This window comes from Acidovorax sp. CF316 (assembly GCF_000276605.1).
Lineage (GTDB): Bacteria > Pseudomonadota > Gammaproteobacteria > Burkholderiales > Burkholderiaceae_C > Acidovorax.
In genome coordinates, this window is record NZ_AKJX01000125.1 from 1 (window position 1) to 22,238 (window position 22,238).

22 protein-coding genes and 1 pseudogene are annotated in these 22,238 nt (G+C 70.1%); 11 read left to right on the forward strand and 12 right to left on the reverse strand.

The features are described from left to right. Positions 1–746, forward strand: a pseudogene (locus tag PMI14_RS34260) (aldolase/citrate lyase family protein); the annotation flags it as partial. A gap of 9 nt (positions 747–755) precedes the next feature. Here the strand turns inward: PMI14_RS34260 and PMI14_RS15315 are convergent. Further along, positions 756–2,567: a tetratricopeptide repeat protein gene (locus PMI14_RS15315; protein WP_007855837.1), complete on the reverse strand. Its 1,812-nt coding sequence runs from the start codon at positions 2,565–2,567 to the stop codon at positions 756–758. A gap of 134 nt (positions 2,568–2,701) precedes the next feature. On the opposite strand from PMI14_RS15315, the gene PMI14_RS15320 reads away from it, so the two are divergent. From PMI14_RS15320 to PMI14_RS15350, 7 genes are all read left to right on the forward strand, one after another. Beyond that, a complete protein-coding gene (locus PMI14_RS15320; RefSeq protein WP_007855839.1) occupies positions 2,702–3,439 on the forward strand; it encodes an endonuclease/exonuclease/phosphatase family protein in 738 nt (245 codons plus the stop codon). Then, the gene (clsB, locus tag PMI14_RS15325) at positions 3,436–4,641 is read left to right on the forward strand and encodes a cardiolipin synthase ClsB (protein WP_007855840.1); all 1,206 of its coding nucleotides are present in this window, start codon (positions 3,436–3,438) and stop codon (positions 4,639–4,641) included. The genes PMI14_RS15320 and clsB overlap by 4 nt, the downstream gene beginning before the upstream one ends. 117 nt (positions 4,642–4,758) lie before the next feature. Then, entirely contained in the window at positions 4,759–5,487 is a 729-nt protein-coding gene (gene folE, locus PMI14_RS15330) for a GTP cyclohydrolase I (RefSeq protein WP_035204001.1), read from the forward strand. A 2-nt stretch (positions 5,488–5,489) separates the two neighbouring features. Beyond that, positions 5,490–5,912, forward strand: a complete 423-nt coding sequence (locus tag PMI14_RS15335; protein WP_007855842.1) for a BLUF domain-containing protein — start codon at positions 5,490–5,492, stop codon at positions 5,910–5,912. 105 nt (positions 5,913–6,017) lie between these two features. Further along, positions 6,018–6,899, forward strand: coding sequence for a DMT family transporter (locus tag PMI14_RS15340; protein ID WP_007855843.1), 882 nt, complete (start codon positions 6,018–6,020; stop codon positions 6,897–6,899). Positions 6,900–6,902: 3 nt separating this feature from the next. After that, the gene (locus PMI14_RS15345; RefSeq protein ID WP_007855845.1) at positions 6,903–7,748 is read left to right on the forward strand and encodes a DUF429 domain-containing protein; all 846 of its coding nucleotides are present in this window, start codon (positions 6,903–6,905) and stop codon (positions 7,746–7,748) included. Continuing rightward, complete coding sequence (locus PMI14_RS15350; RefSeq protein ID WP_007855849.1) at positions 7,745–7,987, forward strand: hypothetical protein; 243 nt, start codon at positions 7,745–7,747, stop codon at positions 7,985–7,987. The genes PMI14_RS15345 and PMI14_RS15350 overlap by 4 nt, the downstream gene beginning before the upstream one ends. Here the strand turns inward: PMI14_RS15350 and PMI14_RS15355 are convergent, their stop codons facing one another. Genes PMI14_RS15355 through PMI14_RS15385 form a run of 7 tightly spaced genes read right to left on the reverse strand, consistent with a single transcriptional unit; the run spans position 7,988 to position 15,623 of the window. Then, positions 7,988–8,599 (reverse strand): alkylhydroperoxidase domain protein, encoded by a 612-nt coding sequence (locus PMI14_RS15355; protein WP_007855850.1) that lies wholly within the window; start codon positions 8,597–8,599, stop codon positions 7,988–7,990. Beyond that, positions 8,596–9,267 (reverse strand): CMD domain protein, encoded by a 672-nt coding sequence (locus PMI14_RS15360; RefSeq protein ID WP_007855851.1) that lies wholly within the window; start codon positions 9,265–9,267, stop codon positions 8,596–8,598. The genes PMI14_RS15355 and PMI14_RS15360 overlap by 4 nt, the downstream gene beginning before the upstream one ends. Then, positions 9,264–10,376 (reverse strand): putative FMN-dependent luciferase-like monooxygenase, encoded by a 1,113-nt coding sequence (locus PMI14_RS15365; RefSeq protein ID WP_238541849.1) that lies wholly within the window; start codon positions 10,374–10,376, stop codon positions 9,264–9,266. Before PMI14_RS15365 ends, PMI14_RS15360 begins: the two co-directional genes overlap by 4 nt. Next, positions 10,300–12,021, reverse strand: a complete 1,722-nt coding sequence (locus PMI14_RS15370; RefSeq protein WP_007855853.1) for an ABC transporter ATP-binding protein — start codon at positions 12,019–12,021, stop codon at positions 10,300–10,302. Before PMI14_RS15370 ends, PMI14_RS15365 begins: the two co-directional genes overlap by 77 nt. Continuing rightward, complete coding sequence (locus PMI14_RS15375; RefSeq protein WP_007855854.1) at positions 12,018–12,971, reverse strand: ABC transporter permease; 954 nt, start codon at positions 12,969–12,971, stop codon at positions 12,018–12,020. Before PMI14_RS15375 ends, PMI14_RS15370 begins: the two co-directional genes overlap by 4 nt. Positions 12,972–12,974: 3 nt before the next feature. Beyond that, the gene (locus PMI14_RS15380; RefSeq protein WP_007855856.1) at positions 12,975–13,916 is read right to left on the reverse strand and encodes an ABC transporter permease; all 942 of its coding nucleotides are present in this window, start codon (positions 13,914–13,916) and stop codon (positions 12,975–12,977) included. Between the two features lie 30 nt (positions 13,917–13,946). Then, positions 13,947–15,623: a TIGR04028 family ABC transporter substrate-binding protein gene (locus PMI14_RS15385; RefSeq protein WP_007855858.1), complete on the reverse strand. Its 1,677-nt coding sequence runs from the start codon at positions 15,621–15,623 to the stop codon at positions 13,947–13,949. A 298-nt stretch (positions 15,624–15,921) separates the two neighbouring features. Between PMI14_RS15385 and PMI14_RS15390 the strand changes: the two genes are divergently transcribed. From PMI14_RS15390 to PMI14_RS15400, 3 genes are all read left to right on the forward strand, one after another. Continuing rightward, complete coding sequence (locus tag PMI14_RS15390) at positions 15,922–16,500, forward strand: OsmC family protein (protein WP_007855859.1); 579 nt, start codon at positions 15,922–15,924, stop codon at positions 16,498–16,500. Between the two features lie 23 nt (positions 16,501–16,523). Next, positions 16,524–17,321, forward strand: coding sequence for a VOC family protein (locus PMI14_RS15395; RefSeq protein ID WP_035204012.1), 798 nt, complete (start codon positions 16,524–16,526; stop codon positions 17,319–17,321). A 113-nt stretch (positions 17,322–17,434) separates the two neighbouring features. Further along, complete coding sequence (locus PMI14_RS15400) at positions 17,435–18,118, forward strand: histidine phosphatase family protein (RefSeq protein ID WP_007855863.1); 684 nt, start codon at positions 17,435–17,437, stop codon at positions 18,116–18,118. A gap of 6 nt (positions 18,119–18,124) precedes the next feature. Here the strand turns inward: PMI14_RS15400 and PMI14_RS15405 are convergent, their stop codons facing one another. The 4 genes from PMI14_RS15405 to PMI14_RS15420 are packed head-to-tail and all read right to left on the reverse strand — an operon-like array spanning position 18,125 to position 22,089. Then, the gene (locus PMI14_RS15405) at positions 18,125–18,820 is read right to left on the reverse strand and encodes a hypothetical protein (RefSeq protein WP_007855865.1); all 696 of its coding nucleotides are present in this window, start codon (positions 18,818–18,820) and stop codon (positions 18,125–18,127) included. A gap of 25 nt (positions 18,821–18,845) precedes the next feature. Further along, positions 18,846–19,247, reverse strand: coding sequence for a response regulator (locus PMI14_RS15410; protein ID WP_007855867.1), 402 nt, complete (start codon positions 19,245–19,247; stop codon positions 18,846–18,848). Between the two features lie 5 nt (positions 19,248–19,252). Further along, complete coding sequence (locus tag PMI14_RS15415; RefSeq protein ID WP_007855868.1) at positions 19,253–21,481, reverse strand: ATP-binding protein; 2,229 nt, start codon at positions 21,479–21,481, stop codon at positions 19,253–19,255. After that, the gene (locus PMI14_RS15420) at positions 21,478–22,089 is read right to left on the reverse strand and encodes a biliverdin-producing heme oxygenase (RefSeq protein ID WP_035203993.1); all 612 of its coding nucleotides are present in this window, start codon (positions 22,087–22,089) and stop codon (positions 21,478–21,480) included. Before PMI14_RS15420 ends, PMI14_RS15415 begins: the two co-directional genes overlap by 4 nt. Positions 22,090–22,238: the final 149 nt, after the last annotated feature.

Consider the following 22,238-nt stretch of genomic DNA (forward strand, 5'->3'; position numbering starts at 1 on the left):
GGCGGGGGCTTCGACTGGCTGCTGCTGGACGGAGAGCATGCGCCCAACGACGTGCCGCGCATGCTGGAGCAATTGCAGGGCATTGCCAGCGCACGCGCCATGCTGGGCGCGGGGCCTCACCCCGTGGCCCGCGTGCCCGTGGGCGACACGGCGCTGATCAAGCAGTACCTGGACATCGGCGCGCAGACGCTGCTGGTGCCCATGGTGGATACCGCCGAGCAGGCCGCGCACCTGGTGCGCGCCATGCGCTACCCGCAGGACGACGGGCAGGGCGGCATGCGCGGGATGGGCGCGGGGTTGGCGCGCGCTTCGCAGTGGATGCGCTACCCCGGCTACCTCAAAGAGGCCAATGCCCAGGTGTGCCTGCTGGTGCAGGCCGAAAGCACCCTGGCCATCGAGAACCTGGATGCGATCGCCCGCACGCCGGGGGTGGATGGTGTCTTCTTCGGCCCGGCCGACCTGTCGGCCAGCATGGGCCATGTGGGCAACCCGGGCCATCCGGCGGTGCAGGCCGCCATCGAGGACGGCATCCGCAGCGTGCTGGCGGCCGGCAAGGCGCCCGGCATCCTGATGGCCGACGAAAAGCTCGCGCGCCGCTATCTCGAGCTGGGCGCCGTGTTCGTGGCCGTGGGGTGGACACCAGCGTGCTGGTGGCCGCCACGCGCGACCTGGCCGCGCGCTACGGGCGCGCGCTGCACCCTGCGCAGCCGCAGCTGCCTGTGGCAGGCGCCTCGGTCTACGGCTGAGCGCTGTGTCTACAGCGGCCGCAGCCGGAGCTTTTCCGCCGGATCGGGGGGCTCGGGCGTCGGCACGCCCAGGATGTCGTCGATGGAAGGCTCGTCGGGCATGTCCAGAATCTGGTCAGCCGACAGCTCGACCCGGGCGGCGATGGTGGCCAGGGCGGCCGATGCCACCGCCTCGGGCGGCGGTGGCGTGCGCGTGCGTATCACCACGCCGCCGGGCCGGCGCTCGCCGTCCTGCCCCAGCACCGCGCGGGTCGGGGCGTTGCCGCAGCGGGCGCGCACAGCCTGCACGCTGTCCTGCAGCGCCTCTGCATCGACAATGCGCTCGCGCTGGCGCAGCAGCACCTGCTGGGCCATGTCGGCCAGCTTGGAGTTCAGGGAGCTTTCGGCCAGCTGCAGCAGGTTGCGCACGGCGCCCTCGGCATCGCCGGCCAGGCTCTGGGCCATGGCCTTCTCGGCGGCCTGGTTGATCTGGGGCAGGCAGTCGCGCACGAGGTCGGCGTAGGCTGGGTAGACATTGCAGGCATTGGCCATCAGCTCGGTCAGGCCGCGCGTATTGGCGTAGCGCATGCCCAGCGCATGCACCCATTTTTCTCCGTCCGAGAGGTCGATGGAGGTGGCCGCCAGCACGGCCAGCAGGCTGGCCAGGTTGCAGGCGGCCTCGAAGTCGAAGCTGGCCTCGCCGATCTCGCGCGCCATGTCGCGCACCGCCGCCACGGCGGCAGAGAACTGCCGCTGCTGGATGAGCAACAGGGTCTGGGCAATGCTGGCAAAGCGCTGGATGCGCTGGCTGTCCTGGTGGCGCTCCAGGATGCGGGCAAAGTCCGCCACGCAGCGCTCCATGCCCTTGCGGTCCTTGTCGGAAAAATAGGAAAAGGCCAGCAGCACCAGGGCCTGGAAATCGAACAGCTTGGAGTCGATGCCCAGCATGGCCGCGCGCGCGAGCACGCTGGCCGCAGTCTTGCGGTCACCCATGTAGAACGACATCATGCCCAGCTTCTGCATCCGCACCACCGAATCGGGGGTCAGCGCGCTGGCCGTGCGGTAGGTTTCGATGGCGTCCGTGAAGTTGCCGAGCTCCACCTGGGCACGGCCCAGCACGTCGTAGGCGTCGGCGAACGAGGCATCCTCGCCGATCAGGCCTTGCAAGGTGGTGATGGCCCGGGTGGCCTGGCCCGACTCGATCTGCGCACGCGCCACGCCGAGCTTGGCCCAGGGCAGGGCACGTGCGGCGATCACGGCTTCGAACAGCGTGCGTGCCTCGTCATGGCGGTTCAGGCGCAGCAGCAGTTCGGTGCCGATGCGCGCGGCATACAGCCAGTAGGGCTTGCGTGCCTCGAAGCGTTCCACGCACAGGCGCGAGGCGAGCTCAAAGTCCTCCTGCTCGATGGCGTCGAAAATGGGCTTGAGGTGGATTTTGCGCAGGCGCGCCAGGCTCAGCCGCTCGAACAGGGCGCTCGGGGTGAAGGGCTTGAGCAGGTAGCCATCGAGCGCCGATTCGGCCGCCTCGGCCACGGCAGCGTACGAGGCCTCGGCCGTGACCATGAAGAACACGGTGGAAAAAGGCAGCATCTGCGCGCGGCGCAGGTCGTCCAGCAGGGTCTGGCCGGACTGCCCGGTTTCGGCAAAGGCCTGCTCGCACAGCACATAGTCGAACACGGTGTGCTCCAGCCGGCTGCGGGCGTCGCGCAGGCGGCTGCACTGCACGATCTTGGTGACCCCGTACTCGCGCAGCTGCCCCACCAGAATGCTGCGCGAGGTGGCATTGCTGTCGATGATCAGCGCCAGGCTCTCTGGCGGATCTGGGTCTTTGCCTGTGGCCATCTGCGGCTCGGGGTGGTGTAATTAAAAGTAACTTACGCTGCAAGCACAGTGTATGCCCGGCCTGCGCGGACCGCGATGCGGGTTAGCCCGTCCCGGCCGGCCATGTGTCGGTTGCTTGCGACACAATGGCTGCCATGGACAACACAGACATCCTGCGGGTGGCGACCTACAACATCCACAAGGGGGTGCAGGGCATCGGCCCGGCACGCCGCCTGGAGATCCACAACCTGGGCCATGCGGTCGAGCAGCTCGATGCCGATATCGTCTGCCTGCAGGAAGTGCGCCGGCTGAACCGGCAGGAGGCCCGGTACTTCCAGCGCTGGCCCGAGCTTCCCCAGGCCGAATACCTGGCGCCTGAAGGCTACGAAGCGGTCTACCGCACCAACGCCTTCACGCGCCACGGCGAACACGGCAATGCACTGCTGTCGCGCTGGCCGGTGATCGGCCACCAGCACGAGGACATCTCCGACCACCGCTTCGAGCAGCGCGGCCTGCTGCATGTGGAGGTGGACGCCCATGGCCGCAAGATCCATGTGATCGTCGTCCACCTGGGGCTGATCCCGGGCAGCCGCATCCGCCAGATCGAGCGGCTGCAGCGCTTCATCGAGCGCGAGGTGCCGGGCGGCGCGCCGCTGGTGGTGGCGGGCGACTTCAACGACTGGGGCCTGCAGGTCAAGCGCATGCTTGCGGGTTTTGGTCTGTACGAGTTCGAGGAGCCCCGGGCCTTAACCTACCCCGCGCGCCTGCCCCTGGTGCAGCTGGACCATGTGTATGTGCGCGGCCTCACGCCCCTGTCGCTGCACGTGCCGCGCGGCCGCATCTGGTGGCGCATGTCCGACCACCTGCCCCTCATTGCAGAATTTGGCCTGTGAGCTTCGCCGCCGACCACCGGGTGCGCCTGCTGCAGGGCGCGCAGGAGCTGTTTCCCGCGCTGGTCGAGGCCATGGATGCGGCGCTGTCCGACATCCAGTTCGAGACCTACATCTTCGACTTCACCGGCAGCGGCGCCAGTGTGGCCGAGGCCCTGGAGCGGGCAGCCCGGCGCGGCGTGCGCACCCAACTGGTGGTGGATGGCGTGGGCACGGGCGCTTTTCCGCTGGCGTGGACGCAGCGCTTCTCGGCCGCCGGGGTGCTCTTTCGCGTCTATTCGCCGCTCGGGCCACTGGGCCTGCTGCTGCCCCACCGCTGGCGCCGCCTGCACCGCAAGCTGTGCGTGGTGGACGGCTGCATGCTGTTCTGCGGCGGCATCAACGTGCTCGATGACCTGCACGACCCCCATTTCGGCGCGCTGGCCGCGCCGCGCTTCGACTTTGCCGTGCAGGCCACGGGCAGCCTGGTGGCGGTGGCCAGCGACACCATGGACCAGCTGTGGTGGCGCATGCAGGCCATGCGCGACATGCGCGAGCGCCGCCTGCCCGAAGCCCTGCAGGCACTGCGGGCGGCCAGCGCCGCCCAGCACGCCGCCCAGGCGGCGCAGGAAGGGCCGACCATGCGCGCCGCGCTGCTGCTGCGCGACAACGTGCGCAACCGCAGCCGCATCGAGCGTGCCTACCGCCGCGCCATCGGCGCGGCGCGGCACGAGGTGATCATCGCCAACGCCTACTTCCTGCCCGGCGGCAAGCTGCGCCGCGCGCTGCTGATGGCGGCGCGCCGCGGCGTGCGCGTGCGCCTGCTGCTGCAGGGCCGCTACGAGTACTTCATGCAATACCACGCGGCGCGGCCGGTGTATGGCGCGCTGCTCGCGGCCGGGGTGGAGATCCACGAGTACGCGCCGAGCTTCCTGCACGCCAAGGTGGCCGTGGTCGATGCGCTGGGCGAGCGGCCCTGGGCCACGGTGGGCTCGTCCAACCTCGACCCGCTGAGCCTGCTGCTGGCGCGCGAGGCCAATGTGGTGGTGGAGGATGCCGCCTTCGCCGCCGAGCTGCGCGCGCGCTTGGTGCAGGCCATGGAACAGGCCGGCCGGCGCATGGAACCGGCGCGCTACGCGGGGCGCCCGTTGCGCCAGCGCGTGCTCGACCAGGTGGCCCATGCGCTGATGCGCCTGGCCCTGTGGATCACGGGCCGCCGGTACTGATACCGATGGCAGGCTTTGCTGCTATATAAATGGTAGCTGTATCGCGATGCGGGCCGGGGGTAGCTAGGTAAAACCTTTGCCAGGCGTAGCGCCTCGTTCACTGTTACGATGCCGGACATGTCCAGTCCCACTGCCGCCGATATGACGACCACCCCGCCGGACGAAGAAGGCACGCCCGTCTCCGTCAAGATCCGAGAGCGCCTTGCCGCCGCACGCAAGCGCTTCAATGCCAACGACAACATCGCGGAGTTCATCGAGCCGGGCGAGCTGGAGAAGCTGCTGGACGAGGTCGAGGCCAAGATGCAGGGCGTGCTCGACAGCATGGTCATCAACACCGCGGGCGACCACAATACCCACAACACCGCGCGCCGCGTGGCCAAGATGTACCTCAACGAGGTGTTCAAGGGCCGCTACGTGGCGCAGCCGCCGATCACCGAGTTCCCGAATGCCGAGCACCTCAACGAGCTCATGATCGTTGGGCCCATCACCGTGCGCAGCGCCTGCAGCCACCATTTCTGCCCGGTGATCGGCAAGATCTGGATCGGTGTGATGCCCAACGAGCACACCAACGTGATCGGCCTGTCCAAGTACGCGCGCCTGGTCGACTGGGTCATGGGCCGCCCGCAGATCCAGGAAGAGGCCGTGGTGCAGCTGGCCGACCTGATCATGGAAAAGACCCAGCCCGACGGCCTGGCCATCGTGATGGAGGCCAGCCACTTCTGCATGTCCTGGCGCGGCGTGCGCGAGATGGACAGCAAGATGATCAACTCCGTGATGCGTGGCGTGTTCCTCAAGGACCCCTCGCTGCGCCGCGAATTCCTGTCCCTCATTCCCGGAAAGAACTGACCATGCTCGTACGCCTGCTCTATGCCAGCCGCGCGGTGGACACCTCGCCCGCCGCCATCGAAGCCATCCTCACGCAGTCGCGCCAGCACAACCCGGGCAGCGGCATCACCGGCGTGCTGTGCTATGGCGGCGGCATCTTCCTGCAGGCCATCGAGGGCGGCCGCTCGGCCGTGAGCGACCTGTACGGCCACATCCAGCGGGATGCGCGGCACCAGAACGTGGAGCTGCTGCACTACGAGGAAATCACCGAGCGCCGCTTCGGCGGCTGGACCATGGGCCAGGTGAACCTCTCCAAGATCAACCATTCGATCCTGCTCAAGTACTCCGAGAAGCCCGAGCTCGACCCGTATGCGGTGTCGGGGCGCGTGTCCTTCGCGCTGCTGGAAGAACTCATGGCCACGGCGTCCATCATCGGGCGGGCCTAAAGAGGACTGGCCACCAGGCCCGCTCTTTTTTTTCAGACCTCCGAACCCGGGCCGCAGCCGCCGACGCGCTGCGGCTTTTTGCATTCCTTTTTCCGCCGTCCCACCGTGACCCTCAATGCCTTCGGCCTCATCATCCTGGCGGGCCTGATCCATGCCTGCTGGAACATCGTGGCCAAGAAGGCGGGCGGCGACTCGCGCTTCGCATTCTTCACCTCGGTGCTGATGATGCTGGTCTGGGCGCCGCTGGGCTGGTACCTGGGACGCGATGCGGTGCCGCTGTGGGGGCCCATGGAGTGGGGCTTCGTGGTGGCCAGCGGGCTGCTGCACGTGGGCTACTTCGTCATCCTGCTGCGCGGCTACCGCAAGGCCGACCTCACCGTGGTCTACCCGCTGGCACGGGGCTCGGGGCCGCTGATGTCGTCGCTGGTGGCGGTGACGCTGCTGGGCGAGCGCATCTCGGCGCTGGGCGTGGCCGGCATCGCGGGCGTGGTGGGCGGGGTGTTCCTGATCGCGGGCGGGCCCGGCCTGCTGCGCGCAGCGCACGACCCCGCCGCGCGCGAGCGCGTGTACAAAGGCATCTGGTATGGCCTGGTCACCGGCGCCTTCATCGCCAGCTACACGGTGGTCGACGGCTACGCCGTCAAGATCCTGATGATGTCGCCCATCCTCGTGGACTACATGGGCAATTTCGTGCGCGTGGCGCTGCTCGCGCCGGTGGTGCTGCGCGACCTGCCCACGGCCGGCCAGCTGTGGCGCGCGCAGTGGCGCTTTGCGCTGCTGGTGGCGGCCGTGAGCCCCGTGGCCTATGTGCTGGTGCTGTATGCGATGAAGGAGGCGCCCATGTCCCATGTGGCCCCGGCGCGCGAGGTGTCCATGCTCTTTGCCGCGCTGATCGGCGGGCACCTGCTGGGCGAAGGCGACCGCGTGGCGCGCATCTGCGGGGCGGTCTTCATCGCGGCCGGCGTCACCGCGCTGGCACTGGGATAGTCCATGCTGCTCGGGTGCGATTTTTCGAGCAGCCCCACGCGGCGCAAACCCGTGGTGCTGGCCCTGGGCCGGCGCGAGGGTGCGCGCGTGCAGCTCACCGGGCTGGTGCGCCTGGAAACGCTGGCGGCCTTGGGCCGCTGGCTGGCCGAGCCGAGGCCCTGGGTCGGCGGGTTCGACATGCCCTTCGGCCTGCCGCGCGAACTGCTGCAGACCCTGGGCTGGCCGCTGCAGTGGCATGCCAGCATGCAGCACTACCAGGCGCTCACGCGTGCGCAGATCCGCGATGCCTTTGCCGCCTTCTGCGACGCGCGTCCCGTGGGCGGCAAGTTCGCGCACCGCGCCACCGATGGGCCCGCGGGCTCCAGCCCGTCGATGAAATGGGTGAACCCGCCCGTGGCCTACATGCTGCACGCGGGCGTGCCCCTGCTGCTCGAAGCCGGCGTGCACCTGCCGGGCCTGCATGCGGGCGACCCCACGCGCGTGGCGCTGGAAGCCTACCCCGGCCTGCTCGCGCGCGAGGTGCTGCAGCGGCGCAGCTACAAGAGCGACGATGTGGCGAAGCAGACCCCCGAGCGCCTCATTGCGCGCAAGGACCTGGTGACCGCGATGGAGCTGGGGCAGACGCGCCTGGCCCTGCGCCTGAAGCTCAGCCACGCGCAGCGCGATGTCCTGGTGGCCGATGCCAGCGGCGACAGCCTGGACGCCGTGCTGTGCATGCTGCAGGCCGGCTGGGCCGAGCAGCGCCATGCCGAGGGCGATGCGCTCTACGGCCTGCCGCCCGGCCTGGACCCGCTGGAGGGCTGGATCGTCACCGCGCCCATGCCCCTGGCGGCCACAATGGCGCCATGACAGGTGCTGCCGCTTCGATCCAGGCGTGCCGGCTGTGGGCTGGGGTACTGGCCTGCGCCGTCGCCGCCACGGCTGCGCTCGCAGCACCGGCCCCTTGGTTCTACTGGCGCAGCAAGGTCGACGGCCAGCGCGTCTGCACCCAGACCTCGCCGGGCGCCGGCTGGGTCAAGGACAGCCCGCCCTACGACGGGCCGGGCTGCACCCCGCGCCGCAAGGTGCTCATCGTGCCGATGCGGTGATCAAACCTTCACGGCGGCCTCTTGGGGCTCTCCGAGGGACAGCATCAGCCGGTTGGCCCAGTTGAAGAAGGCCGCGCCGTGCAGCGCGTCCGAGATCGCGAAATCGTCCAGCCCCTGGTCGCGCAGCGCCGTGATGTGTTCGGTGCCGAAGTCCAGGGGGGTGTCCGTGAGCGCCACCGATGCCTGGGTGATCGCATTCCAGCGCGGGCCCAGGTCGGTGTCCGTGCCTTCGTCGAGCAGGCGCTGCACATCGTCCGCGCGGCCCGAGAAATGCGCGGCGAAGCGCGCATGCACCGAGGCGCAGTAGATGCAGCCGTTGTGGCGCGAGGTGGCAGTGGCCGACAGCTCGCGCTCGGCGCGCGGCAGGCCGGCGTCGGGGTTGTAGAAGATGTCCTTGTCGGTGCGGGTGCGGGCGCCCAGGATGTCGGGGTCGCGCGCCAGCAGCATGAAGTAGGGCGACTTGGCGCGCGCTGCGTCCACCAGGCCGGCCAGGTGGCGGTCGGTCAGCTCGGCCTCGGGCAGGGGTGCAAGCCAGGGCAGCCAGTTGAGCTGGGCCTGCGTGAAGGCCACCGGTTCCTGGCTGCCTGGGTGCGAAAGGGTGGTATCGCTCATGCCTGTGTCTCCTCACTGGATGGGGTGGTGGTGCGTGGGACCGGCGCGGCGGCCAGGGCGCGCAGCCCGGCCACCACGCGGATCTGGAACGCCAGGAAGGCGATCAGCTGCGACAGGGTCACGATGTCGGTCGTGCCCCAGCCCGCGTCGAGCAGCGCCTGCAGCGCGGCCGGGCTGGCGTCGCGTGGGTGGAAGGTGAGCAGGTGCGCGTGTTCGAGCGCAGCCGACAGCGGCTTGCCCAGCACGGCGCGCTGTACCTCGCCCACGGTGTAGGCCGGGCCGGCCTGGTCTTCTTCGCTCAGCGGGCCGGGCGGGTAGCTGCCATAGGGGCCGTTGGCCGCGCCGCGCACCACCTCGGCCGCGATGGCCTGGGGCACGCCGGGGCGGGCCTGGCGTGCTCCTTCGGAGGCCAGCGCGGCGTTGTAGAAGGCCGTGGCATCGGGCTGCTGGTGCAGGCCGGCCACGAAGGCCGCCACGGCCTGGCGGTCGGCCAGGGTGAAACGGCTTCCGGGCAGCAACTGCGCCGGCTCGAGCAGGGCCAGGTGGCTTTGCTGGGCGTGGGTGCGCGCCTGCAGGCGGTGGCGGCGGATGGTGTCGAGCCGGTCGCCCGGCTGGATGCCGGCGAGCAGGTCGATCACGTCGGGTGCGGTGTTGGCAGCTTGGGTCATGCGGGCTCCGTGATGGGTTGGAGGTGGGGGGCGCGGGGCGTGGCCGCGGGCGGGTGCCGCGGCACCCAGCCCAGGGCGGGCGCCACCGCGGTGGCCGTGAGCTCGATGGAGCGCAGGATGGCCGCGTGCGGCGGATCGATGGAATGCACCTGGAACACGAGATCGGTCACGCGCTCGAGCGTGGTGTCGGCGCGCAGCGAGGCGATCACGTCCTCGGGCGTGCCCAGGTGCACGTCGTAGGCGGCGATCAGCTGTTCCAGCGGTGCATCGGGGCCCAGCCGGGGCGCGGTACCCGACTTGGCGGCCTGCGCTGCGAAGCGCGCGGCCGCGCGGCGCAGGCCGGTATCGGCCAGGCGCAGCGCCTCCTGCCGGCTGTCGGCCACGAACAGGCTGCGCGAGCCCACGATGCGCGGCGTGCTGCCCGCGGGCAGGGCAGCCAGATAGGCGTCGACGATGGGGTTCTGGATCTCGGCCAGCGTGGCATGGGGCGCCTCGTCGGGCCGTGGCTGGGTGCGCGAGAGCATGAGCCCGTCGCCCGCCAGCCCGGCCCGTGTGCCCCCCGCCACGGAGAAGGTGGCCTGCCAGATGCGGCCCAGCAGTTGCCGGCCCGCGGGGTAGAGCGTGTCGCCGCCCGGCAGGGGTTGGCCGGCCCAGGCGGTGCGCAGCACGGCCAGCTGCCGGTCAAAGATCGCCGAGCGGTCCTCGCTGTGGAGACCGAAGGCCGCGAACGACTCGGGTGTGCCGCCCGTGCCCACGCCCACCTCGAGCCGGCCGCCCGCGAGCAGGTCGAGCACGATGGCGTCCTCGGCCACGCGCACGGCGTTTTCCAGCGGCAGGGTGATGATGCCCGTGCCCAGTCGGATGCGGTGGGTGCGCGCCGCCACGTGGGCCAGGAAGACCAGGGGCGAGGGCAGGCCGCCCTCATGCTCGTGGAAGTGGTGCTGCGCGACCCAGGCCGCGTCGAAGCCCAGGGCCTCGGCATGGGCGATCTGCTCGGCCACCAGGCGGTAGCGCTCGCCCGCCGGGGCGTCGTCAAGCAGCCTGCTGAAGAAGCCCAGGCGCTTCGGACCCGGCGTGGTGGTGGGTGTCGTGGATGGGGTGGAGGGCACGGTCGTTGTTCCTTGGGGCGGCATGGCCGGGGATGGCGTTGATGAGTTCGCGCGTGTAGTCGCTGCCGGGCGAGAGGAACACGTCCTGCACGCGTCCCGCGTCCACCTGGCGGCCGGCCTGCAGCACCGAGACGGTGTCCGCGATCTGGCGCACCACGGCCAGGTCGTGCGAGATGAAGAGGTAGGTCAGCGCCAGGTCGCGCTGCAGCTGGTCGAGCAGCGCCAGGATCTGCGCCTGCACCGTCACGTCCAGGGCCGAGACGGCTTCGTCGAGCACCAGCACCTGCGGGCCCAGCACCAGGGCGCGCGCAATCGCCACGCGCTGGCGCTGCCCGCCCGAGAGGGCGCGCGGCGGGCGCTGCAGCACGGCCGGCGGCAGGCCCACGCGCGCCAGGATGTCGTGCACGCGGCGCTCGCGCTCGGCCCGGGCGATGGGCTCGAAGTTGAGCAGCGGCTCCTCGATGATCTGGTAGACCGTCTGGCGCGGGTCCAGCGAGCTGAAAGGGTTCTGGTGCACCAGCTGGATGCGCCGACGCACCTGGCGCAGCGCCTCGCCGCGCAGCGTGGTCAGGTCCACCCCCTCGACGAGGATGCGGCCGGCCGTGGGGCGCGCAAAGCCCACCACGTCGCGGATGGTGGTGGTCTTGCCCGAGCCCGATTCGCCCACCAGCGCATGCGTGGTGCCGCGGCGCACCTGGAACGACACGCCGTTGACCGCGCAGAACGGCTGCCGCTGCCCCGCCACCGGGAACTCGTGCACCAGCCCTTCGACGGCAATGGCGATGTCCTGCGGCCCGTCGGCCGAGCCCGCAGGCGCGCGGCGGAAGCTGCCCGCCGAGAGCGAGGGCGCATCGGCCAGCAGCTGGCGTGTGTAGGCGCTTTGCGGCGCGCGCAGCAGCGCCTGGGTGGGGCCCTGCTCCTGGATGCGGCCGCCCTGCATCACCACCAGCCGGTCCGCCCGGTCGGCCGCCACGCCCAGGTCGTGGGTGACCAGCAGCACGGCAGTGCCGTCCTCGCGGCGCAGCCCGTCGATCAGGTCCAGGATGCGCCGCTGCACGGTCACGTCCAGCGCGCTTGTGGGCTCGTCGGCAATGATGAGGGCTGGGCGCAGCGCGATGGCGATGGCGATCAGCACGCGCTGCTTCATGCCGCCCGAGAGCTCGTGTGGGTACTGGCGCGCGCGCAGCGCGGGCTGGGACAGGCCCACGCGCTCGAGCAGCTCCAGCACGCGTGCCGCGATGGCGCGGCGGTCGCCACGGCGGTGGATTTGGAGGATCTCGCCCACCTGTTCGCCCACGGTACGCACGGGGTTCAGCGAGCTGGTCGGGTCCTGGGGGATCAGGCTCACCACGCTGCCGCGGATGCCGTCCAGGCGCTTTTGCGGCCAGCCGGCGATGTCGGTGCCGTTCAGGCGGATGGCGCCGTGTTCGAGCCGGCCGTTGTCGGCCAAAAGGCCGATCACGGCCTGGGCCGTGGTGGTCTTGCCCGAGCCCGACTCGCCGACCAGCGCCACGACCTCGCCGGGCGCGATGGAGAACGAGACGCCGTGCACTACGCGCTGCGCGTGCTGCTGCTCGTCGTGGTAGGCAATGGCCAGGTCCTCGACCTCGAGGACCGGCGTGGGGAGGGGAGGGCTAGTGCTCATGGTCGGCCTTTCGCGATGGCCGCGCTGATGCGGTTGGCCGAGAGCACCACGGCCACCACGACCACGCCGGGCACGGTGGTGAGCCACCAGGCGGTGGAGATGTAATTGCGCCCCTCGGCGATCAAGAGGCCCCATTCAGGCGTGGGCGGCGGCGCGCCATAGCCCAGGAAACCCAGCGTGGAGATGGACAGGATGGCCGAGCCGAACTGCAGCGCCGCCATGGCGATCACCGAAGTGAGCGAATTGGGCAGCACATGGCGCCACAGCACGGCACTGAAGCGCCCGCCGCTGCCGAAAGCCGCCTCCACATACTCGGTGCGGCGCACGCGCACCACCTCCGAGCGCACCAGCCGCGCGAAGGTCGCGACCGAGGCCACGCCCACGGCGATGGCCGCGTTGATGGTGCCAAAGCCCAGGATGATGATGATGGACAGCGACAGCAGCAGCGGGGGCACGGAGAGCAGCACGTCCACCGTGCGCATGAGGGCGTCGTCCACCCATCGGCCCACCGAGCCCGCGACCAGGCCCAGCAGCGTGCCCAGCACCAGGCCCACGGCCACGGCCACGAAGGCACCGGAGAGCGAGTGCACGGCTCCATGCACCACGCGGGCGTAGACGTCGCGGCCCAGGGCGTCGGTGCCCAGCCAGTGCGCGGCGCTCGGCCCCTGCAGCTGGTGGCCGGCCGTGCCCTGGATGGGGTTGTGGCCCGTGAACAGGCCCGGCACCAGCGCCCACAGTGCCACCAGGGCGATCACCGCCCAGGCGAGCAGCAGCGTGGGCGGCGTGGCGCGCAGCGCGCGGGTACTGCGTGCCAGGAGCGACACAGGTGCCGCGTGGGGCGCCGAGGATGCGGGCGATACCGCAGCCACGCGCTGGAGGGCCGGTGCGGCCGAGGAGGGTGCGGGCGCTGCCAGCAGGCCATCGCCTGCGGTGTGTGCGTGGGTGGTCATGGGTCAGGTTCCAGGGGCGTGGCGCAACCGTGGGTCGAGCACGGGGTAGAGCAGGTCCACGGCCAGGTTGATGAGCACGAAGGCGGTGGCCGAGAACACCACCACGGCCTGCAGCACGGCCGTGTCCTGGTTGCCCACCGCCTGCTGGGTCAGGCTGCCCAGGCCGTTCAGGCCGAAGACCGCCTCGGTCACCACGGCACCGGCCAGCAGCTCGCCGAAGAGCACGCCGGCGATGGTCAGCGTGGGCAGCAGTGCATTGCGCGCCACGTGCTTCCACAGCACCCAGTGGCGCGTGGCGCCCTTGGCACGCGCCACCGCCACGAAGGGCTGGGTCAGCACCTCGTCGATGTTGCGCAAGAGGATCTGCGCCAGCGGCGCCGAAATCGGGACGGCAAGGGTCAGCGTGGGCAGCACCAGCCCTTCCCAGCGACCGGGGTTGATCACCGGGACCCAGCCCAGGCGGAAGGACACGACCTGGATCAGCATGATGCCCAGCCAGAACACCGGCACCGAGACGAACAGCGAGGGCAGCGACTGCAGGACCGAGCGCAGCCAGCGCAGCGGCGCCAGCTGCGCCGCGAAGGCCAGTGCCACGGCCAGCAGCAGGGCCGTGGCAAAGCCGAAACTGGCCAGCCGCAGGGTGGGTGGCAGGTTGGTGGCCAGGCCCTGGCTGACAGGGACGCCGGCCTGCACCGAATAGCCGAAGTTGCCCGTGAGGAAGCCGGTGAGGCTGTGCAGGTACTGGCGCCACACGGGCGTGTCGGCCCCATAGGAGGCGCGGATGTCCGCGATCTCCTGCGGGCCCAGGGCGAACTCGGGACTCAGGAACTTGATCAGGATCGCATCAGCCGGCAGCAGCTGCAGCAGCACGAAGGAGGCCGTGAAGGCCGCCCAGAGCACCAGCAGGGCCTGGCCGATGCGGCGCGCGAGGTAGGGCAGGTTCATGCTCGTGGTCCTTGACGGCGCCGGTCGTGCTCAGGGCTGCTTGCCGACCCAGGTGCCGTAGAAGCTGGGGCGGCCCACGGCCTCGAAGCCCACGTCACGCACCCAGGGCGCGCCGGCAAAGGCCTGGGGTTCCTCGAACACCGGGATCACATAGGCCTGGTCGATCAGGTAGTTCTGCACCTCGCCCGCCAGCGCCAGGCGCCTGGCCGGGTCGGTCTCGGCGGCGATGGCGTCGAGCAGGCTGTTGAGCTTGTCGTCGACGAAGCCCTTGACCTTGCTGCTCACCCCGCCTTTTTGCAGCAGCACGTTGCGGTTGGTGGGGTAGTAGTTGCTCTTGATCACGTCGGGGTCGGCGCGGCCGACCATGCCGGGCGATACCGGGGTCTTCTCCGGGTCGAGGTTGTCCACCGTGCGGCTGCCGCTGTCGCCGGCCAGCACGTTGAGCTTGACGCCCACCTTGGCCCACTGCTGGGCGATGAGCTGCAGGGTCTCCTTGTTCTGCGGCTGGGGCAGGGATTCGTAGGCCGCGAGCACCAGCTCCTTGCCGTCCTTCTGGCGCAGGCCGTTGGCGCCCAGGGTCCAGCCGGCCTCGTCCAGTAGCTTCTTCGCAGCGGCCTCGTCGTACGCCAGCTTGGCCGACAGGTCCACATAGCCGGCCGCCGTGGAGGCGATGACCGACTTGGCCTGTGGGTAGTTGGCCGAGAACAGGGTCTGCACGATCTCCTGGGTGTTGGTGGCATGCAGCAGGGCCTTGCGCACCTTGACGTCGGCCACCAGGGCGTTGTCGGGGCGGAAGACCACGCTGTTGTTCACACCGCGCGTGGAGGGTGCGTAGACCTGGAACTTCTGCTCCTGCACGCGCTTTTCGTCATAGGCCTGCACCTGGCGGATGAAGCCGGCCTGGCCGGCCAGCAGTGCACCGATGCGCACGCTGTCCTCGGGCGTGACGATGAACTTGACCTCGTCGAGCCGTGCGCGGCCCTGATGGGCCAGCTTGGCCGGGCCCCAGGCGTATTCCTTGCGCGCCGAAAGCGTGAGCTCCTTGCCCAGGGTTTCGCTGGTCACCACGAACGGACCGGAGCCGATGATCTTGGTGGCGTCGCCCAGCTCTTCGAAGGGCCGCGCCAGCGTGGCCAGCGACACCAGGCCCGAGCCGATCACCGAGGTGCCCTGCAGGAAGCCTGGCGAGGGCTTCTTGAAGTAGAACTTCACCGTGAGCGGGTCCACCACCTCGCTCTTGTCGTAGTTGTTGATGACCTCCGAGACCGGCAGCTTGAGCTCCTTGTTGCCCAGGCCGTAGGTGTCGAAATTCCTGGCCACCGCGGTGGCGTCGAGCGGCGTGCCGTCCGAGAAGCTCACGCCCTTGCGCAGCTTGAAGGTGTACTCGGTGGCCGTGGCGTTCACCTCCCAGGATTCGGCGATCCAGGGCTGGATCTCCAGCGTCTTGGGGTCCTGGTAGGTGAGCTTGTCGGTGATCTGGTTGAGCACACCGCCGTTGGGGTAAAAGCCCCCGGCTGGCGGGTACAGGGTGGTGTGCGCCTGCTGCTCCAGGTACACGAGCGTGCCGCCCTGCACGGGGCCGCCCCCGGCCGCCGCGGTGGACTCCGCTTCCTTCTTGGAGCAGCCGGCCAGCAGCGCGCCGAGCACCAACACCGGGATGCCCACGGCAGCCCAGCCCAACGATTTTTTCAGGGGAAACACGTTCATACCTCGTCGCCGCAACGGCAGTCAAAATGGCCTGGAAAACACCGCGGCCCGCCCCATGGCGCGGACCCGGTCCACGCATTTCATGGTAGCGACGCTACATAAACGCATCGGTATATAAAGTAGGATCGTTATCTGAAAAACGAGGGTTGGCGCCGCCGGGCGGCATATCTGAAATGCGCATAAGCGCGCTCGGTTTTCTGGCTTCCCAAGCGCGTGCGGTGGCCCGAACAATGGCCTGACCGTCCGTGATCCGCCCGATGTCAGCGGCGGCGCGCACGCATTGGAGAACCGCCGAGCCATGACCCATCTGAACGACTACCTGGCCGAGAAGCGCGCCGCCGTGCTGGCGCGCCAGACCGCCATCGACGCGGGCACCGCCCAGCCCGCCGCATTGAAGGCGCGCGTGAGCGCCGAGGGCCGCAGCGGCGTGCGCCGCCTGCGCATCCGCGACCACCAGGTCATCAGCGACAGCCCGCCCGACTTCGCGGGCTACAACCTGGGGCCGAGCTCGCCCGAGCTGCAGCTGGGCGTGCTGGGTACCTGCGTGACCCACATCTTCCTGATCCACGCGGCCGAGCGCCAGGTGCCGCTGGAAAGCCTGGAGGTCGAGGTCACCGGCATCATCGACCCGCGCGGCGGCAAGCCCGGCCACGAGTCCACGCCGATCTGGCCGCACGAGATCGCCTACACCGTGCACATCGACTCGCCCGCGAGCCGCGCCGACATCGATGCCCTGTTCGAGGCGGTGGAGCGCAACTGCCCGATCCTGAACCTGTTGCGCAACCCGCAGACCATCCGCGCCGAGGTGAAGCTCACCAACTCCAAGGCTGCGGCATCTGCCGCCGCACTGCAAAGCGAAGAGGCGGTGGCCGCATGAGCGCAGGTACTCCCGCCCAAGTCCTGAGCTTGCCGCTGGACCATGTGGTCATCGCGGTCAACGACCTTGACAAGACCATCGCCGACTACCAGGCGCTGGGCTTCAACGTGTTGCGCGGTGGCGATCACCCCGGCCGGCCCACGCACAACGCCCTGGTGGTGTTTGCCGACGGCAGCTACTTCGAGCTCATCGCCTGGCGCGAGCCGGCACCCGCCGACCGCTGGTGGCAGCTGCTGCAGCAGCATGGCGAGGGCATCATCGACTTTGCCTTGCTGCCACCGGGCACCGCCACCACCGTGGCCGCCGCCCAGGCACGCGGCCTGGCGCTGAGCGGCCCGCACGACGGCGGCCGCGTGCGGCCCGACGGCGAACAGCTGCGCTGGCAGACGGCACGCCCGCCCTCGCCCGACCTGCCCTTCTTGTGCGGCGACCTCACGCCGCGCGCGCTGCGCGTGCCCGAGGGCGATGCCCGCGTGCATCCCAATGGCGCGCTCGGTGTGGCCAGCCTGTCCATTGCCGTGCACGACCTGCCCGCCAGCCTGGCGCGCTACCGGGCCTTGCTGGGCGAACCACCGCAGGGGGCTCCGGCCAGCCATGCCAGTGCGGCGGTGGACCTGCCGCACAGCGACGTGCAGGTGGCGCTGGTGCGCGCCGGAGCCGCCACCCTGGTGCTGAGCGCGCCACGCACCGAGGCCGGTCCGCTGGCCCGGCACCTGGCCACACGCGGGGAGGGGCCCTATGCGCTCGTGCTTGCAGGGGCCCAAGGTGCCACGCAAGTGCTCGATCCGGCACTCACGCACGGCGCCCCGATCCGGTTCTGAGCCGAGCCGGCAGCCCCGGAGCGCGCTGCCATGACCCGTTGCCAGCGTTTTCAGGGAAAGCACTGGCAGGTGACTTGCTTGCAATACTGTGCATGCATTCGATAATGGGTGGGATGACTGAACTGATCTTGATACGCCACGGCGAAACCGACTGGAACCGTGAACTGCGCTTCCAGGGCCAGGTGGACGTGCCCCTGAACGCCACCGGCCACGAGCAGGCACGCCGCCTGGCCGAGCGCCTGGGCGCAGAGCGGCTGGTGGTGGACCACTTGGTCTGCAGTGACCTCATTCGCACGCGCCAGACGGCGCAGCCCGTGCTGGGTACCCTCTTGCCGCAGCTTCACATCGACAATGTGGTGGACGCCAGCCTGCGCGAGCAGAGCTTCGGCCTGGTCGATGGCATGCGCGTGGACGACATCAAGCTGCAGCACGCCGGGGCCTGGGAGAACTGGCTGCGCTTCGACGCCGACGGCGGCATGCCAGGTGGCGAGACCACGCGCCAGTTCCACACGCGCGTGATGGATGCCGTGCGCCGCCTGGCGCAGGAGCATGCGGGCAAGACGCTGATGGTGGTGACGCACGGCGGCGTGCTCGACATGGTCTGGCGCACGGCCCGCGGCGTGGGCCTGCACGGCCCGCGCCAGAGCGACATCCCGAATGCCGGCTTCAACCGCGTGCGCCTCGACGGCGATGCCATCGAACTGCTGCACTGGGCCGACGTGCGCCACCTGGCGGACCTGCCGCCACAGCCGGTCTACGACCAGAAGAAACTGCTCGTGGAGAGCGCGGCCGAGTAAGAGGCTTCAGGGCAGGGTGATGTCGACCTGGTGCTGCTGCGCCTGAACCTCTACCTTGAGCGGCTCGGCCAGCCGCAGCAGGGCGGCCAGGTCCAGTGCCGGTGGCCGTGCAGGGCCGCCGGCCTCGGGCGGCGGCAGGAAGTCCGGCGACGCGGTCGACGTGCCATGGGCGCGCACCCGCACGCCGAGCGCGCCCACCGGCTCCACCGTGACCTGGGCAGGCGCCGGGCCGGGTTGTTCGGCCAAGTGGTAGATGGCGGCCAGCACCAGGTACAGCAGCGTGTGCGGCACCTTGGCGTCGCCCTCCCAGCCGGGGGCATCCTCGGCCAGCGGCTCCATCTCGGTGCCGCGCACCATCAGCATCGGGCGCGCCAGTTCCACCGCTTCGCGCGCCAGTTCCAGCACGGTGTGGCGGTCGTTGATCTGCAGGTCCCACAGCCGCAGCCGGCGGATGTGGCGCGAGATCTCGGAGAGTTGTTCCTCGATCTGCTCCACGCGTTCCACGGCCTGCTCGGGTGCCATGTCGCCCTGGCCCAGGCGGCGCTTGAGCAGCATGGTGCCCATGCGCATCACCGACAGGGGGCTGGCCACGTCGTGCCGCAGCACGGGCATGGCACGCATCAGCACGGCATGCTGCAGCCCGGCATCCGTCAGCTCCCGGGCAGTGTCGGGCACAGGGGGGGCGGGCTTCTTGGCAGGCATGGGCGGGGTGGTCCTTGGAGGAATCTCAGGGGGTGGGCGGCGATTGCAGCGCGGCGGTGCAGCGTGCCAGCAGGGCGTCGAAGGCGTCGAAGTCGAGCGGCTTGCCCAGGATGTAGTCAAAAACGCCCATCTGTCCGGCGGCAGTGCGGGCGTTGCCCGAGGCCATGCCGGTGATGGCAATCGCAAAGCAGGGACCTGCGCCGTGCGCGGCCACGCTCGCGCGCAGCAGGGGCACCAGGTCCGAGCCGCTCATGTCCGGCAGGTTCTGGTCCACCAGGAAGATCTGCACGGGCTTCTCGCGGGCCAGCTCCAGCGCACGGGCCGCGGTGGCGGCTGTGCGCACGGCATGGCCTTCCATGGACAGCAGTTCTTCCAGGAGTTCGGTGGCGTCCTGGTTGTCGTCGATGACAAGGATCTCTAGCGGCATGGTGGTCAGGAAGAGGGGTGGTCGGCGGCGCCCGGCGGGCGCAGCGGCAGGTGCACGGTGAACACCACATGCGGTGCTGCGTGGGCGTAGCCGATGCGGCCGCCGTGGCCCTGCACGATCTGGTGCGCGATGTACAGGCCCAGGCCCAGGCCGGAGCGGTTGCGTGCCTTGCCCACGGAGGAGGACTTGAACGGGGTGAAGAGATCGGCCGCCACCTCGGGCGCGATGGGCGGTGCCACGTTGCGCACCTGGACCACCGGGCCAGCCGGCGAGCCATGCGCATGCACTTCGACCGGGTGGCCGGCATCGCCATGGTGGCGCGCGTTGCTGATGAGGTTGGCAAACACCTGGGCGATGCGGTCGGGATCGGCCTCGGCGCGCAGGCTGTCCGGCAGGTGCCCCACCAGCTGCATGCCCGGGTGGGCCATGCGCGCCTCGTCCATCAAGTCGGCCAACAGCTGCACCAGGTCGATGGTGGCGGGCTGCAGGTCCAGGCCCAGTCGGCTTTGCAGGCGCGACATGTCCATCACCTGGCTCACCAGGCGCTGCATGCGGCTGCTGCTGGACTGGATGCGCCGGCCCAGCTTGCCGGTGCTGCCGTCGGTGCCGTTGTTCTTCTCGAGCACCCGGGCCGCCATGCTGATGGAGTGCAATGGGTCGCGCAGGTCGTGGCCGAGCACGGCCATCAGGTGGGCGCGGGCGTTGTTCAGTTCGGCATGGCGCGCGCTCTGGGCGCGCACCAGTTCGGCGAGCAACTGGCGGGCGATGTCCAGGTCGTCACCGGCCCATTGTTCGGCGGTGGAACGCACGATCTCCTTCCACAGGTCGAACGAACCGCGCGGCGTGAGGCGCGGCCCCAGCGGGCCAGGGCGCACTTCCTTCTCGGGCTTGCCGCCCCAGTGGATGGTCTCGATCTGCTCCTTGCGCAGGAACACCAGCCAGCTGCCGCGGTGCATGTCCAGCGGCAGGGCCAGCACGCCACACCAGGGCGCCAGCTGCACGCCGACCTCGGGCGCCTCCAGCGGCAGGGCATGGGTAGCGTAGAGAGTGCCACCGGCGTGCGTGGCATCGAGCCAATGCAGCAGGGCCCGGGCGGCCGTATCGCTGATCTCTCCTTCGATGCACAGCTTGCTGTGTTCGGAGACGATGATGGCCCCTGCGTGCATCGAGGTGGCTAAGGCTGCCGCGTGGGTACACAGCGCGGCGAACTCGTCGTCGGAGTGCAGCACGCTCTCCATCACGCGCGTGCGCAGCTCGGCCACCTGCTGCTGGCGTTCGGCCTGCTTGCGCGCGAGGACCGCCTGGATGGTGGCGCCCAGCATCTGCGCCATCACGTCGCAGGCCATGCGCACGCTGTAGGGCACCTGCCGCGGCCCCATGTGGTGGCAGGCCAGCAGGCCCCAGAGCCGGTTGTTGATGACGATGGAGATGCTCATGGACGCGCCCACGCCCATGTTGCTGAGGTATTCGATGTGGATCGGCGAGACGCTGCGCAGGATGGCGGCGCTCAGGTCCAGCGGCTTTTCGTCGGTCTGCTGCAGGGGCACCGGCGCGGCGCGCACGTCGGCGATCAGGCGCAGCGTGTTGGCCACATACAGGGCCCGTGCCTGCGCGGGGATGTCGCTGGCCGGGTAGCGCCGGCCGAGGTAGGGATCGAGGAAGTCCGCGCGCGATTCGGCCACCACGTCGCCGCTGCTGTCCGGCCGAAACCGGTAGGCCATCACCCGGTCAAAGCCGGTGAGTGCGCGCACTTCCTGCGTGGCCAGTTGCAACAGGTCGTCGATGGAAGCGCGCGGGCGGCGCAGCTTTTCCATCGCGCGGTGCGCCTGCACGGCAAAGCCCGCGAGCTCATCGCTCGATGCCTGGCGCGCCTCGAACTCGATCACCAGCAGGTCGTGCGACTGGTGCAGCACCACGTCGAAGCTGCGGCCTGCCGTCTCCAGTTCGGTGGGCATGGGCAGATCGGTGGAGGCGCTCAGGGCCGCCAGGCCCTCGGCGAACAAGTCCTGCAGCAGGGGATGGTTGGCCACCAGGGGGCTGTCGCGCAGCAGCTCGCCAGGCTGTGCCGCATGGCCGAGCAGCGGCTGGGCATTGCTGCTCGCATGGCGCACCTGACCGGTCGCATCCACGGCCACGAGCACGCCGTGGGACTGGATGGAGCCCGGGATGTGGATGGGCTCGCGGTCGCAGTTGTCCAGCGTGGTGGGCTGCACGGGGGCCGTGCCGGAGGTCATGCGGGTGTTCCTTGCGTGGCGTCGAAATGCGCCTGCAGGCCCTGGAAGGCGGCCAGCGCGCCATCGCATGCGGCCGCAATGGCCTCGGGCGATGCCACGTGGGTGCGCAGCAGCGCCATGAATGCCTTCCAGCGCGCACCCGTGCCCGCCCCATCGCCCTGCAGATAGCGCAGCGGGTGCGGTGCCAGCCGGGGCGCGAGGCTGCGGTAGAGCACCTGCCCGCCGAGCTGCGAACCTTCGACCACATAGGCCAGGCCCCAGCGCAGGGCATCGGCCTGGCCGGGGTGGCGCGCCAGGGCCTGCTCCAGGCACTGTGCGGTGGTTTCACTGGGCTTTGGCCAGGGCCGGCTGGCCAGGTCCTCGCGCAGCGCAGACAGCCGCCCTGCAGGCGCGAAGCCAAAGCTGGGTGTTTGCGCCTGCAGGTCCTGCAGCGCAGGCCAGAGCGCCTGCAGCCAGGCAGACAGTGCCTGGACATGCTCCAGGTAGTCGACCAGGCCGGCGTCGGCGCGGGCGATGGGCAGGCCGGAGTCGAGCTGCGCATGCCGCGCAGCCGTGGCAAGCCGCAGCGCTTGCAGGACATCGACCGCTGCGGCGGGCTGGGGTGGCATGGGGGCGAGGGCGGTGTGCGGCAAGGTACGGGCGACCTGTGGAGGGGGGAGGGGGCACCGCACTCCAGGGTACTGTGCGCTCCCATTCTAGAACCGGATTGCCCTTTGCAGGCCCCGTGCCGACAGGGGTTTGCACCGGTCCGCGGCCT

Excerpts from the sequence above, each read along its gene's own strand:
- PMI14_RS15315 (WP_007855837.1), bottom strand. The coding sequence starts at position 2,567 with ATGGCCACAGGCAAAGACCCAGATCCGCCAGAGAGCCTGGCGCTGATC.
- PMI14_RS15320 (WP_007855839.1), top strand. The coding sequence starts at position 2,702 with ATGGACAACACAGACATCCTGCGGGTGGCGACCTACAACATCCACAAG.
- folE (WP_035204001.1), top strand. The coding sequence starts at position 4,759 with ATGTCCAGTCCCACTGCCGCCGATATGACGACCACCCCGCCGGACGAA.
- PMI14_RS15335 (WP_007855842.1), top strand. The coding sequence starts at position 5,490 with ATGCTCGTACGCCTGCTCTATGCCAGCCGCGCGGTGGACACCTCGCCC.
- PMI14_RS15345 (WP_007855845.1), top strand. The coding sequence starts at position 6,903 with ATGCTGCTCGGGTGCGATTTTTCGAGCAGCCCCACGCGGCGCAAACCC.
- PMI14_RS15350 (WP_007855849.1), top strand. The coding sequence starts at position 7,745 with ATGACAGGTGCTGCCGCTTCGATCCAGGCGTGCCGGCTGTGGGCTGGG.
- PMI14_RS15355 (WP_007855850.1), bottom strand. The coding sequence starts at position 8,599 with ATGAGCGATACCACCCTTTCGCACCCAGGCAGCCAGGAACCGGTGGCC.
- PMI14_RS15360 (WP_007855851.1), bottom strand. The coding sequence starts at position 9,267 with ATGACCCAAGCTGCCAACACCGCACCCGACGTGATCGACCTGCTCGCC.
- PMI14_RS15370 (WP_007855853.1), bottom strand. The coding sequence starts at position 12,021 with ATGAGCACTAGCCCTCCCCTCCCCACGCCGGTCCTCGAGGTCGAGGAC.
- PMI14_RS15375 (WP_007855854.1), bottom strand. The coding sequence starts at position 12,971 with ATGACCACCCACGCACACACCGCAGGCGATGGCCTGCTGGCAGCGCCC.
- PMI14_RS15380 (WP_007855856.1), bottom strand. The coding sequence starts at position 13,916 with ATGAACCTGCCCTACCTCGCGCGCCGCATCGGCCAGGCCCTGCTGGTG.
- PMI14_RS15385 (WP_007855858.1), bottom strand. The coding sequence starts at position 15,623 with ATGAACGTGTTTCCCCTGAAAAAATCGTTGGGCTGGGCTGCCGTGGGC.
- PMI14_RS15390 (WP_007855859.1), top strand. The coding sequence starts at position 15,922 with ATGACCCATCTGAACGACTACCTGGCCGAGAAGCGCGCCGCCGTGCTG.
- PMI14_RS15400 (WP_007855863.1), top strand. The coding sequence starts at position 17,435 with ATGACTGAACTGATCTTGATACGCCACGGCGAAACCGACTGGAACCGT.
- PMI14_RS15405 (WP_007855865.1), bottom strand. The coding sequence starts at position 18,820 with ATGCCTGCCAAGAAGCCCGCCCCCCCTGTGCCCGACACTGCCCGGGAG.
- PMI14_RS15410 (WP_007855867.1), bottom strand. The coding sequence starts at position 19,247 with ATGCCGCTAGAGATCCTTGTCATCGACGACAACCAGGACGCCACCGAA.
- PMI14_RS15415 (WP_007855868.1), bottom strand. The coding sequence starts at position 21,481 with ATGACCTCCGGCACGGCCCCCGTGCAGCCCACCACGCTGGACAACTGC.
- PMI14_RS15420 (WP_035203993.1), bottom strand. The coding sequence starts at position 22,089 with ATGCCACCCCAGCCCGCCGCAGCGGTCGATGTCCTGCAAGCGCTGCGG.